The following is a 12,960-nucleotide window of genomic DNA, read 5'->3' as shown; positions in this document are numbered from 1 at the left end:
GAATGGACTGGGTTAGTCCGTGAGACGAACAATAGTCGTTCCATTGGATGGCCGAAAGTGCCAGAATCAAGACATCTCGTCTCACAAATGGAACGATTATGGATTTGACGTCGCTGGCGGATTTCAACGCCGTCGCACTGCATGGCGGCTTTGGGCCGGCCAGTCGCGCTCTCGATCGCCCCAAGGCGACACTGTCGCGGCGCGTGGCCGAGCTGGAAGAAGACCTCGGCGTGCGGCTGCTCGAGCGGGGCGCACGCAGGCTGCGTCTGACCGAGGAAGGTCTCGCACTCCACGAGCGCACGCGGGGGCTCATGACGGAGATTCAGGAGGCGGGTGAAGCGGTCGCGTCGCGTGCGCCGGTGCCGCGCGGGCGCCTGCGCATCAGCGCGCCGGTCGTGTTCGCGCATGTCTTGCTCTGTCAGATCGCTGCGCGCTTTGCGCTGGCCTATCCGCAGGTCGAACTCGAAATCATCGCGGAAGACCGCGTCGCGGATCCGGTAGAGGACGGTTACGACCTGGTGATCCGTATCAATCCACCGCGTGACGAGCAGCTCGTCGGGCGGCGCATTCTCGGTGACGAGCGCCTCGTGGTCGCTGCGCCGACTTTGTCGATACCGTCGATGCCCGCAGGCGAAGCCGACGAGTTGCAGGTGCCGGCGGTCGTGTCGATAGCGGCGCATGCCGACCTGCTCTGGACCATGCGCACGGAAGGCGGCGTGAGGGTCATCAAGCCGATGCCGGTGTTGCGGATGTCATCGCTGCTGATGGTGCGCGAGGCCGTCCTGCAGGGTGTGGGCGCCGCGCTCCTGCCGCGCTTGCTGGTCGAACAGGATGTGGCGACGGGGCGGCTGGTTTGCTGGGGCGCAGAGGCGGGGCCGCCCGTGGAAATCTGGGCGCTTTATAGTTCGCGCCGTTTGCTGAGCGCGAAGGTGCGCGCGTTTATGGACATGCTGAAACCCGACTCAGTCAGGTTCTGACGGCTGCTCCTTCAACAGGGCGAACGGCGTAGAAACTCATTAGGCACGCCAGTGCCACGTACATTGTTCTTCCGTTTTAGTCATGCTTGCTGGTCTTATGCGTATGCGATCCTTAATGACAAAAACTTGAGCGATACTCGCGAATTTGCGAACAGCCGGCAATAAATATGCTTGCTGAATTTCTCACGTTTCACTCGATGATTTACGGTGATTTATGTTGTCGAGGGACAGCCGTCAGGAGAGCATCGCTCATGCTTAAGAAACGAATTCGTGCTGCCCTGCTTGGCGCACTGATCACCGTGCTTGCGCCGGCGTGTCAGGCGCAATACACCACCGACTGGCTGGCAAACACATTCGGAACGCTTGCCGCGCACGTGGGCAACGCTGCACGTTCGATGTGGGTCGCGCCCGAAGGCGTGATCTATACGGCTTCCCTATGGGATGAAAACGAGGGCGGCGTCGCGATCTACCAGAATGGCAAAAGCATCGGTTCTATCGGGATCAACAGCGAGTTTCAGGGTGGGGCTATCACGGGGAATGCCACATCGATCTTCGCTGCGTTGCAGTTCAGCAGAGTGTATGGCAGCGGGGCGGTAGGGCGATACAACCGCGCGACTCAGAAGCGCGATCTCCTTATCCCCGTGAGTGCCTGGAACGCCGTCAAGCAGGCCGATGTCATCACCGGACTTGCAACAACCGGGTCTCTTCTCTATGCGAGTGATTTCCAAGGCAATCGCGTCCGGGTCTACACCACCGACGGTGTGTGGCAGCAGGACATCACCGTCTCCGGTCCCGGCGCACTCGCTTTGGATGGCGCGGGAAATCTCTGGGTAGCGCAGCAAAGCGCCGCCACGATCCTCGAGTTCAGTCCGGCCGGCGCTCCGCTGAACACGATCCAGATGCCCACGACGTCACGACCGTCCGCGCTGTATTTCGACGCGTCATCAGGACAGCTCATGGTCGGCGACCAGGGCCCCGACATGAATATCAAGCTCTACAACATCTCGGGTACGCCGACTCTGGTCGGCACGTTCGGCATTCAGGGCGGCTATCTCGACAGCACCACAGGCATCAAAGGCCAGGTTGGCGACAAGCGCTTCACCCGCGTTGTCGGCATCGGCAAAGACGCTGCCGGCAATCTGTATGTGCTCAACAACCCGTGGGGTGGTGGCTGGGACCTCGGCCGCAACGGCGGCACCGACATTCACGCGTATGACAGTGCCGGCAATCTGCAATGGAAACTTCAGTCCCTCAACTTCGAGGCGGTCGCAGCACCAGACCCGGTTACGGACGGCGCCTACTTCTATGGTGGCACCAACATTTACACCGGCACCGCGGGTGGCACCTTCGTCGCGAATACCGTCGACCCGTTCAGCTATCCGTCCGATCCACGTCTCAACATGAACGATACGCAGCGCGACGAGCATTTCGGTCAACTCGTTAGCGTGGGTGGAAACCGGATCCTCGTTGCGTCCGGTCAGAACCCGGGCATCTTTTACTTCTACCATTTCAATGCGGCGAGCGGCTATATCGCGATTCCGGATGCGTCGATTCCAGGCACTGCGTTCAATACGACGCGACAGATCACCGGCGGATTCTGCATCGATAGCAGGGGAGACATATGGGCCGGTCTGGACAGAACGAATCACATCTATCACTACCCGCTAGTCAGCTTCGATGGCAGCGGCAAACCGACATGGGGACCCGGCATCGCCATCTCGATTCCGCAGAGCATCCGGCCGTTGACACGCATCATCTATCTGCCGGAGAGCGACACCATGATTCTCGCGCAAGGCATCGCCGGGAGCTGGGACTGGACGGCGATTCAATCGAGGATCGAGGTGTATCACGGCTGGAGCGCGGGCAACACCACGAAGCCCAATCTGGTAATCAATCTCACCAGCGCCAACCCGAAGTCGATCACAGCCGTCGGGAATTATCTTTTCGTCGGCTATGTGCATACGGTGCCCAACATCGACGCCTTCAATCTCACCACGGGTAACCTCGATACCACATTGATCAACTCGAGTGCGGGCACGGTGGATGTAGGCAACGACGTGGATTCGATGTATGGCCTTAGGGCATACCTCAGATCGGCTGGCGAGTACGTGATCACGAAAGACAACTACAACGGTTCCAGCATTGTTGTTTATCGCTGGACGCCTTAATTGGTTTACTTCGAGGCTATGATCAGACGAGAAAAGATGCGGTGCTCGGTCCACGTTTCGCCGAATTCGCATCGTTCAGTTCTCTCTGTCCATGCATTTGGTACGCGGATGTATTGGTATTAATAATATAAAAAAGAGCCGCGTTGTTCGTTGCTTCGGTCGATTTATTTTTCTTCGAGAGAAAGTCAAAGACCTGCGTTTTCCGCCTCCGGTGAGGCAGAGATTTTCCGTTTCCTCTGCTTTGGAAAACCGTCGGGAGCGTTTCCCATAAGATTCTTTGAACTACTACTTATCGTCCCTGGTCGTGCCCACGTTACACAGATGAAACGTTTATAATTCGTCTGCCAATACACTGGCTGTAAGTAATTCCGGGCACGCGCCGGGAACGGCATCGGTCAAGTAAAGCTTGCGTGGGTAGGCAGTTTCGCGGCGCTGGACCAGCGTCTCTCATACGAATGGGTTGCGAACGAGTCGAGCGACTTTAACGCTACCTGTCAGCGGTTTTCACAGATTTTCCTTATCGGGAATTGGGCTCGAAACCTAATTAGTTTTAGGTTCCGGACGGGCCTTGTCACGCCCTGGATTTGCCTCGACCGACATCGAGGACGCCGGGTTCGCCGTCGATCACTGATAGAACTTCATCGCGCAAACATTCTTGTTCAATAGTAAGGATGACGTAATTATTTTCTGTTGATGGGTGACAGCATCAAGATGCTGAGTGCACTGCCGCCAGGCGGCGTTCAGTGTGCGTTCGAATGCGTAACGGCATCTACCGGCGGCTACCGGCACATCGGAAGCGCCAGTTTCATCAGCAATGAACGCGATCATCGCGTTCGCCGCTTCAACTCTCTCAGTACTCAAAGAACGCCAAAGCGGGACGGCTTAGATCGATCTTGCTCAATCCTCGGGGACAACCTGCTTTTTAGCGATACATACGGACAATGACGAGAAACTTCAAACTTTTAGGAGTTGCGGCAGCAACGGTGTTTGCATGGTTTGGTGCAGAGAACGCGCAGGCTGCTACGAGCACCATCACCGTCGCAGGACTGCAATACAAGTTGTGTGCGCAAGAGAACGGCACCTGCAAATTCCTCGGAACAGGCTCGGTGGTGTTCGGTGCAGTGCCGCCCACCTCGCCGTCGGTCATGCTGACAACCCCCGCTACGTTTAGCAACGGTGTCGGGTGCTATGTCGGCGCGGTCTCGCAGACAGATCCCGCATTCGGCTACGGCAAATCATGCTGGGTGAGAGCGGTTGCCGCGAGCCCAACGCCGGCTCCGACGCCAACTCCGGCACCAACTCCGACGCCGACGCCAACTCCGACGCCGGCTCCAACGCCAACTCCGACACCAACGCCAACTCCGGCACCGACGCCGACTCCGACTCCGACTCCGGCACCCACGCCAACTCCGACGCCCGCTCCAACTCCGTCACCGTCCAGTTCGACCCTCTCGTGCGGCACGCCCACGCACACAGCCGGCGGAACCGCCAATGGCGTGATCAGCGCCGACACGCCCACCACCGACGGCATGCGCATTTTCCAGAACAACGCAGCGTTCAAGCTCGCGATTACGACAAACGCACCGAGCGCGGATACGGTCGTCTGGTCCGTGGCGGACTCGACCGGGGCGATCAAGGCGCAGGGCAGTTTTGCGGTTAGCAGCGGTGTGCAAACCAACTCGATTCCATGTACGTCGACGTGGTCAGGCTACGGCGCGCTGACGGCGACGTTGCGCTCGAACGGCGGCACGTTGCCCAACACCGGTACGCGTCCGGTGGGTATTGCGACGTTCGGCGTGTTGCCGAACCTGACGTCGGCACTCGGCACCGTAACGTATGCGCATCAGGATCAGCACCGCTTCGGCATGCAGGGCTTCAACGGCAACATCGCCGCGCTGCATGATCTGGGCATCTCGTGGACCATCGACGACCGTGAGGTATCGGCCATGGAACCCAATGGCCCCAACACGTACACGCCGAACGTGAACGACCTCGATCCGTTCTATAAGGCGAATCCTGATCAGATGCGCATCGTGCGTCTCGATGGGCTGCCTGCATGGGATTCGAAGACGGGCCAATTCAACGACAGCTACTATGCGCCGTCGAACATGCCTGAGTTCCAGAGCTTCATGGCCAAGGTCGGTACCGATACGAGCCTGATTCGCGCTGCCAACTATCCGAACCAGCAAAGCAACTATTACCAGGTGACGTGGGAGCCGAGCCTCGGCTGGGCGGATAGCGACGCGAACTTCGTCGCGATGTACAAGGCCGCGTATCAGGGCATTCATTCGACCGATCCGAATGCCGTCGTGATGGGTACCGGCAACCCGTTCCCTGCGAATTGCGACACCTGCACCACCGGCTATCTGCAGAAGTTCGGTGCGCTCGGTCTGTGGAATTACATCGATGCAGTCTCGACGCACGGTTACTGGAATGCGGGCACCTATCCGGCTCATCCGCCGGAATTGCAGGACTCCGATCCGGATCCGGCGAACCAGGCGAACGCGCTCGACAACCAGATGAAGCAATTGCGTTCGGTGATGCAGGCGGGTAAGCCGAACATGAAGCTCTTCTTCACCGAAGCAGGCACGAGCTACGATCCGGGTCTCAACTACGGTCCCACGGTGCCGTCGCAGAACCAGTTGTTCGCCCACGCTGCGGTTGGCGTGCGGTCGCACATCATCGTGCTTGGCGGTGGCGCACAGTTGACGACGCTTTTCTATGGTGCTGACTATCCGGGCGAAGTGGGATACGGCTCGTTCTTCGACCTGAACGACGCGCAAGGGGCTTACGGTGCATCGAACCTCTCGCCGAAACCCGAAGCGATGGCCTTCGCGACGATGACGCGTGTGCTGGACGGCACGAACACCTTGGGCCGCGTTACGGGTACGCCGTCGGGAACCTTTGCGTATGCGTTCCAGCAGCTTGGCAACGGCAAGGTGGTGACTGCTGCATGGGCGCACAGCAACGCGCAGTGGCCTGCGAGCAGTGGCCTCTATAGCCAGACCTATTCGACGAGCTATTCGCTTCAGGTCGATGGGGCCGGTACGTCGGGCAATGTGACGAAGATCGATGGTTACGGCAATACCAGCACGCTGGCCTATACCAACGGTGTGGTCACGCTGACGCTCACCGAGGTGCCGCAGTACATCGTCTCGAACAACGCAACGGTCGCCAAGGCCAATGCGACTGTTCCGGTCGGGTATACGGGTCAATAAGGCCTGAGTCGTATCGACGTGCCGCTGGTGACAGCGGCGCGTCGATCAACCCGTTCTGGCCGTTCTCCGGTCAGGAGCTGAACGCCTAACCCGTTGTCAAAGCAACGATCTGCACGGACCAGGTCGGCACACGCTATACGATAGTGATTGCCTTACCGCCGAGCCAGGTGGATCCCTGCGAGCATGCAGCGCACTGAGCCGCCAGCCAGTTCGATGGTCGGCACGCGCAACGGCAGCAATTGCGCGGAACGCTCGATGAGCATTTTCTGTTGTGCCGTCAGGCACGACATCGCCCGTTCTGATAACGCAAGAACGCGGCCATCCTTCCCCGACAATTCCAGTGCATTCCCGGCAAAATTGCCGATCTGGGCGTGCGTGAGCGCGATAACAGTCCGGCCGCTCTCGCGCAGGCGCGCGTGCACCTCGCCGCGGCGTCTTTCGTCGCGAATAAGGTCCAGCCCGATCAATGCAAATTCGGTTGCAACGCTCATCATGACGTTGGTGTGGTAGACCGCTCGGCCGTTCGCGTCGGCGGTATCGAAGCACATCGGTTCGAAGTTGAAATGCGTACAGAAGCGCTCGAGCGCCACTGGGTCGGCGCGATGTGAACGCGCCGTATACGCAACGCGTGTGACGTGGTCGAGTACCATGGCGCCCGTGCCTTCCAGAAAGACATCGTCTTGCTCCAACCCGGAATAGTCGATCACGTCCTGCACGCGGTACTCGGTCTTGAGCATCTCGACCACGTCGAGCCTGCGCTCGCGCCGGCGGTTGACCGAGTGCATCGGAAAGAGCGCGACATGGCCGCCCGCATGCGTCGAGAACCAGTTGTTCGGAAAGACCGAGTCGGGTGTCTCGTTCTTTCCGCAATCGTCGAATACATGAACGCGTACGCCGGCCGCTTCCAGGCTGGCGGCCGCAGCACTGACTTCGTCGCGTGCTGCCGCAGCGAGCGCTGTCGCTTCTGTGAAACTAAGGGCGTGGCTGGCACGCTGGAAGGCGTTGTCGGCAGCCGTTTCCGGATTCGAATGAAAGCGGTGGGGGCGAATCATGACAACGGCGGCGGGCGCCTGCATCGACAGAAGGCTCATGGGGTTCGTTAACGGGTTGCGGAAAGGGGTTGCGGAAAGATGAGGCGAAACGGCCGGATGCCGGGCTCGATCAGCGCGCGAAGGCGAATGAGTCAGCGGGTGCCGGGGTGAAGGCGGCCGGCGTGGCTGCTGTCTGTATCAGGCCACCAAACAGGTCTTTGGGATCGCTAACTGACGGGATCAGCGCGACATCGATGCCCACGTCGTGGCGCTGTGCCAGTGCGTGGAGATAGCGAAGCGCCGAGTAGTCCTCGAGTGCGAAGCCGACGGAGTCGAATACGGTGACCTGCTCCGCGCTTTCCCGCCCCACAACCTCTCCGGCAAGCACGCGCCACAGTTCGGTGACGGGCGAATCGACTGGGAGTTGCTGGATGTCACCTTCGATGCGCGTTTGCGGCTCGTATTCGACAATCACGCGGCTCATACGCAGCACGTCCGCATGCAACTCGGTCTTGCCAGGGCAGTCGCCGCCGACTGCGTTCAGATGCATACCGGGCTCGACCATGTCCGGCGTGACGATCGTTGCATAGGCTTTGTCGGCGGTGACGGTCGTGACGATATCGGCGCCGCGTACCGCGTCGGCTGTCGATGTCGCGCGGACGATACGCAGGGCTGACCACCCGGCAAGATTGTGCGCCAGTTTATCGGTTGCGCGCGCATCGACATCGAACACGCGAATCTCGTTGATGCCGAGCAGTGTGTGAAACGCGATCGCCTGAAATTCGCTTTGCGCACCGTTGCCGATCAAGGCCATGCGTCGCGAGTTGGGACGGGCCAGGCTGCGTGCGACGAGTGCGGACGTTGCCGCGGTGCGCAGGGCCGTGGTCAGGGTGAGTTCGGAGAGGAATAACGGGTAGCCGGTATCGACGGATGCGAGCGCACCGAACGCCATCACGGTGTGAATGCCGCGCTCGGCGTTGATCGGATGGCCGTTTACGTATTTGAAGGCAAACAGGTTCGAATCGGCGACCGGCATCAATTCGATGACGCCTACCTCGGAGTGGCATGCAATGCGCGGCGACTTGTCGAATTCGCGCCATCGAAGATAGTCCGCGCGGATGGTGTCGGCGAGTTCGCTCAGGAATCGCGGCACGCCGATATCGGCGACGAGTCGGTACGTGGCGGGTACGTCGAGAAAGCGGGTCATGGTCATGTCTCCGTGATTCACGTGGGCTCCCGTGTGGGAGCAATGACGGAATTATTCCTTTGGCCCGCGCCAACAAAAAGACAGCAAACCTCACAAATTTCACAGACAAGGTGGCAAAATGCGCAGTTGAAATGGCATTTTGTATAGTTCCGCATGAAGGCCTCGCCAGGTAACGTGCGAACGGCGGAGCACCGTCGCCCGCCACTCAGGTAACCACCATGATCAATCTCGATGACATCGACAGGCAGCTCATTTCGCTGTTGCGTGACAACGCACGCATGTCGGTGGTGACACTGGCGAAGCAACTGCGCGTGGCGCGTGCAACGGTGCAGAACCGGCTCACTCGCCTCGAAGAAAGTGGCGTGATCGTGGGCTATACGGTGCGGCTGAAACCGGCCGCCGAGGCGCATCGGATTCGGGCGCTTATGTCGATTGCTGTAGAAGGCAACCGCGCGGCTGACGTGCTCAAGGTGCTACGTGGCCATCCCAATGTCGCAACGATTCACAGCACCAATGGCCGGTGGGACCTTGTCGCGGAGTTGCGGGCGGACTCGCTGGAGAACTTCGATCGGGTGCTCGGTGCGATCCGCTTGATCGACGGAATCGCGAGCACCGAGACCAGCATCTTCCTATCGACACACAAGATGTGAGCGGCTGGGAGAGGGCGCGCGCTTTGTCGACTTCATGTGGGTTTCAGGCGCGATTCGCGTCACCCTGCAACGAGCCCCGGCGTGAGTTTGAAAGATCCGAGCGCGAACATCTCAAAGAATTTTGGCGGGATAATCTCGCCAGCTTCGGACCGCCTCGCCAACGTGTCATGCCTCGCGGAACGCTACAACAAACGTCAATTCAAACTACTCCATGCGACGACGCAGATTCTTTGAATCAGTTGGCTTACTGGCAGCAGGGTTATTGTCAAAAGGCGCCAGCGCCGCTTCGCCGACATCGGTGCCTGCCGGACACTCGCTGTTAATCGCAGACGGCGAGACAAGCGCCACGCAGGCCCTGCGTCACGCTCTAGGCCGCATCGAAGCGATCGACCGGCGCGGCCCGCGGTTGCGCAGCATGATCGAACTGAATCCCGACGCCATGCAGATCGCGGCCGCGCTGGACGCCGAGCGCCGCGAGGGCAAGCGCCGCGGCCCGTTGCATGGTGTGCCCGTCGTCATCAAGGACAACATCGCGACCGGCGACAGGATGGCAACAACGGCAGGTTCGCTCGCGCTCGACGGCGTTCGCGCAACCCGCGATGCCGACCTCGTGCGCCGCCTGCGTGAAGCGGGCGTGGTCATTATCGGCAAGACGAATTTGAGCGAATGGGCGAACATCCGCTCCACCCGCGCGACTAGCGGCTGGAGCGCGCGCGGCGGCCTGACGCGCAACCCCTATGCGTTGGACCGCAACACGAGCGGATCGAGCTCCGGCTCCGCGGCAGCGGTCGCCGCCGGGTTGGTGGCCATGGCGATCGGCACGGAGACAGACGGGTCGATTGTGTCGCCAGCATCGATCTGCGGGGTGGTCGGACTCAAGCCCACTGTCGGGCGGATAAGCCGTGACGGCATCATTCCGATTTCACACACACAGGACACGCCCGGTCCCATTACCCGATCGGTCCACGACGCGGCGTTGCTGCTTTCGGCGATTGCCGGCATGGACTCGCGCGATCCGCAAACGTCGGCGGCGCCCGCACCGGACGACTACCTGCGAGCGTTGAACAAGGACGCGTTAAAAGGCGCCCGGATTGGTGTCGCACGAGAGTTCTTCACTGGCCACGACGAAGTCGACCAGCAGATCGAACTGGCTATCGCGCAACTGCGGCTGCTCGGCGCGGACGTGATCGATCCCGTCGATTTGCCGCGAGTCAGTTATGACAAGGAAGAACTCTCTGTATTGCTGCATGAATTCAAACACGATCTGCCGCTGTGGCTCGATACGTTCGCGCCGCATGCACAGGTTCGCAATCTTGCCGATGTGATGGCTTTCAACAACGCGCATCGCAATCTCGAGCAGCCTGACTTCGGCCAGGAACTCTTCACGCAAGCTCAGGCGCTGGGTGATCTCGATAGTGATGCGTATCAGCGCGCGTTGGCAACGTGCCACACGCAATCTCGCGACGAAGGTTTGGACCGCGTACTCGCTCAGCATGGTCTGGATGCGATCGTCGCGCCGACCGGCGGGACCGCATGGCTGACCGACTTTATCAACGGCGACAGCAGTAACGGCGGCTTTTCAACGCCGGCCGCCGTGGCCGGCTATCCGCATCTGACCGTGCCGGCCGGACAAGTGCGAGGCTTACCGGTCGGTTTGTCGTTTGTTGGACCCGCCTGGAGCGAGGCACGGTTATTGGCATTGGGTTATGCGTTCGAGCAGGCGACCCTGTGGCGTAGGGACCCGCAATTTCTGGCGCGTTCCAACGTACCTCCGTTGATCCGCGATTGAGCAAGCCACCATTGCGACTGCGACTCAAGCAAGCGCCCGAATTGGCCGCCCATTTGCCGCGCTTAATGAAGGGGGGCGAACCCTGATCACTTTCAGGTGTTCGCCTGACATACCATCAGCTAAGATTAGCGACGTTGTCGGCTTACACAAGAGAAGCTGAACCGCCATCGGCTTCGCGATGGCTTTCACCTGGCTTCCTCAAGTTCGGGGTGAAATCTTGGACCGCTCGCCAAAATCGATACATCTCGCATGGTTCGCCTTGGCTTTCCTGGGCGCGCACGCAGTTTGCCTGATGCTGTTTCGATCCCGGGCGACGCTGCTTACTTATCCGTTTCTCATCCTTGCTCCGTCGCTCGCGCTTGCGGCCGCCTGTTGGCGCGCCCGCGCCGCCGAGCGGCAATCTCGCACGCCGTGGATTCTGCTCGCTGCCGGCCTGTTTCTGTGGACTTGCGGCATTGGTCTCAGCGCCTGGGAAGATCTGTTCCAACAGATGCCGGTGGGCATTGCGTGGTTTTCCGACTTCTGTTTTTTTCTCTATGGCGTGCCGATACTCCTCGCCATCTCGTCCGTTTCAGGCAGACAGCGAATCCCGCTCTTCGTGTGGATGGATGGAATCCAGGCGGCATTGACCGCCTATCTTGCCTACATCACCATTTTTACCGTAGTGCCGTTTTCCGACACTGCGCTCGAGCCAATCTCGGCTTCGGTCCTATTGCTGACCTACAACGTCGAGAACATTGTTCTTGCTGTCGCGGTGACACTGCGTCTCCGTCTGTTGCCACGAGAAAAAGACCGCGGATTCTACAAGCTCCTGTGCGGCTACTTGTGGATCTATGCAATCGTGGCCGGCGTGTACAACAGTTGGGCCGCCTCTTCAGACGGTCACGCAGTGATCGACGTGATAATCGACGTTCCTTTTCTGCTATTGGGCGTGGCGTGCATGATGCGCTCACCGCAAGAGAGTGAAGCCGATGTCGATGAGGAGAAGCGGCCGCTCGCCGTTGTCATCGAGAACGGTAGTCCAATCTTTTATACGTTGGCATTGCTCGCGTTGAGTATTCCGCTGATGCGCGAACATTTTTATGTCGGGACGGTTGGCATACTCACCGCATTAGTCGTGCACACCATACGAACGGCAGCTTTGCAAAGCCGGTTGGTGCGGACTCAGCATGAGTTGCGCGACGCCAGAGACCGCCTCGAAAAGATCGCACTCACGGACGCGTTGACCAATGCGGCGAATCGTCGTTGCTTCGATCAGACGCTCTCACTCGAATGGAACCGTGCGGCTCGCAACCAGCTTCCGCTTGGCTTGCTGCTTATCGATATCGACCACTTCAAGAAGTTAAACGACCGCTACGGCCATCCAACGGGAGACAAGTGTCTCGCTGCGGTGGCGAGCGCTTTGCAAGCGGCCCTGCCGCGCAGTGGCGATCTGCTCGCACGTTATGGTGGCGAAGAGTTCGCCGCGATCCTGCCTGCGACAGACGAAGACGGAGCACGTCTGGTGGCGGTGAAAATGCTGGCTGCCGTCAGCTCGATGCATATCAGGAATGAGACCTCGCTTGGCGACTTCGTGACGGTGAGTATCGGGATCGCAGTTTTCGGCTCGGCCGGTACGGGTTCGGCGCATCAGATCGTCGAGGCTGCGGATCGAGCGTTATATCGCGCGAAAGAACGAGGGCGAAATCGTATCGAATCGATCGGTCAACGGGATTTCCAGGGAACTGGATCAGTCTAGCGATGGCGCCGTACAACGTGCGGCTGGTCCCCTTTAGATACCGCGAGCACCGGTAGTACGATGGTTGCGACGGCTGGTGTTTGCCGGCATCCGTCTATTGTTCATACAAATATATTTCAGATATCTTATACGAGAGAGTTAATGATCCTTTCTCTCGATTCCGGCACCTCGATCTGTCTGGC

Annotated in this window: 8 protein-coding genes; 6 read left to right on the top strand and 2 right to left on the bottom strand. The window is 59.6% G+C overall.

The window, feature by feature from the left end; genetic code table 11:
• Positions 1 to 98: 98 nt before the first annotated feature.
• The 3 genes from KHO33_RS17200 (at position 99) to KHO33_RS17190 (ending at position 6,363) form a co-directional block, all read left to right on the top strand.
• The gene (locus KHO33_RS17200; protein WP_200565325.1) at positions 99 to 977 is read left to right on the top strand and encodes a LysR family transcriptional regulator; all 879 of its coding nucleotides are present in this window, start codon (positions 99 to 101) and stop codon (positions 975 to 977) included.
• Positions 978 to 1,228: 251 nt separating this feature from the next.
• Positions 1,229 to 3,145, top strand: a complete 1,917-nt coding sequence (locus tag KHO33_RS17195; protein WP_200565324.1) for an SMP-30/gluconolactonase/LRE family protein — start codon at positions 1,229 to 1,231, stop codon at positions 3,143 to 3,145.
• A 941-nt stretch (positions 3,146 to 4,086) separates the two neighbouring features.
• Positions 4,087 to 6,363, top strand: a complete 2,277-nt coding sequence (locus tag KHO33_RS17190; protein WP_200565323.1) for a hypothetical protein — start codon at positions 4,087 to 4,089, stop codon at positions 6,361 to 6,363.
• Positions 6,364 to 6,515: 152 nt separating this feature from the next.
• On the opposite strand, the gene ctlX is transcribed toward KHO33_RS17190, so the two are convergent.
• Together ctlX and KHO33_RS17180 are read right to left on the bottom strand one after the other, a co-directional pair.
• On the bottom strand, positions 6,516 to 7,454 hold the full coding sequence (ctlX, locus tag KHO33_RS17185; RefSeq protein WP_200565322.1) for a citrulline utilization hydrolase CtlX: 939 nt from the start codon (positions 7,452 to 7,454) through the stop codon (positions 6,516 to 6,518).
• Positions 7,455 to 7,524: 70 nt separating this feature from the next.
• Entirely contained in the window at positions 7,525 to 8,601 is a 1,077-nt protein-coding gene (locus KHO33_RS17180) for an ornithine cyclodeaminase (RefSeq protein WP_200565321.1), read from the bottom strand.
• Between the two features lie 218 nt (positions 8,602 to 8,819).
• Between KHO33_RS17180 and KHO33_RS17175 the strand changes: the two genes are divergently transcribed.
• From KHO33_RS17175 to KHO33_RS17165, 3 genes are all read left to right on the top strand, one after another.
• Complete coding sequence (locus KHO33_RS17175; RefSeq protein ID WP_054040707.1) at positions 8,820 to 9,251, top strand: Lrp/AsnC family transcriptional regulator; 432 nt, start codon at positions 8,820 to 8,822, stop codon at positions 9,249 to 9,251.
• A 211-nt stretch (positions 9,252 to 9,462) separates the two neighbouring features.
• Positions 9,463 to 11,040 carry an amidase gene (locus tag KHO33_RS17170; RefSeq protein ID WP_200565320.1) on the top strand — a complete coding sequence of 526 codons (1,578 nt, stop codon included), beginning with the start codon at positions 9,463 to 9,465 and terminating at the stop codon, positions 11,038 to 11,040.
• A 178-nt stretch (positions 11,041 to 11,218) separates the two neighbouring features.
• Positions 11,219 to 12,778: a GGDEF domain-containing protein gene (locus tag KHO33_RS17165; RefSeq protein WP_054040706.1), complete on the top strand. Its 1,560-nt coding sequence runs from the start codon at positions 11,219 to 11,221 to the stop codon at positions 12,776 to 12,778.
• Positions 12,779 to 12,960 lie beyond the last annotated feature (182 nt).

Origin of the sequence: Paraburkholderia nemoris (assembly GCF_905221015.1) — a bacterium.
Lineage (GTDB): Bacteria > Pseudomonadota > Gammaproteobacteria > Burkholderiales > Burkholderiaceae > Paraburkholderia > Paraburkholderia nemoris.
Note: the sequence above shows the minus strand (reverse complement) of the source record. Positions and strands in the feature narration are given on the sequence as shown.

What these genes read in the sequence shown, in the direction of transcription:
- KHO33_RS17200 (WP_200565325.1), top strand. Translation starts at nt 99, where the DNA reads ATGGATTTGACGTCGCTGGCGGATTTCAACGCCGTCGCACTGCATGGC.
- KHO33_RS17195 (WP_200565324.1), top strand. Translation starts at nt 1,229, where the DNA reads ATGCTTAAGAAACGAATTCGTGCTGCCCTGCTTGGCGCACTGATCACC.
- KHO33_RS17190 (WP_200565323.1), top strand. Translation starts at nt 4,087, where the DNA reads ATGACGAGAAACTTCAAACTTTTAGGAGTTGCGGCAGCAACGGTGTTT.
- ctlX (WP_200565322.1), bottom strand. Translation starts at nt 7,454, where the DNA reads ATGAGCCTTCTGTCGATGCAGGCGCCCGCCGCCGTTGTCATGATTCGC.
- KHO33_RS17180 (WP_200565321.1), bottom strand. Translation starts at nt 8,601, where the DNA reads ATGACCCGCTTTCTCGACGTACCCGCCACGTACCGACTCGTCGCCGAT.
- KHO33_RS17175 (WP_054040707.1), top strand. Translation starts at nt 8,820, where the DNA reads ATGATCAATCTCGATGACATCGACAGGCAGCTCATTTCGCTGTTGCGT.
- KHO33_RS17170 (WP_200565320.1), top strand. Translation starts at nt 9,463, where the DNA reads ATGCGACGACGCAGATTCTTTGAATCAGTTGGCTTACTGGCAGCAGGG.
- KHO33_RS17165 (WP_054040706.1), top strand. Translation starts at nt 11,219, where the DNA reads ATGGCTTTCACCTGGCTTCCTCAAGTTCGGGGTGAAATCTTGGACCGC.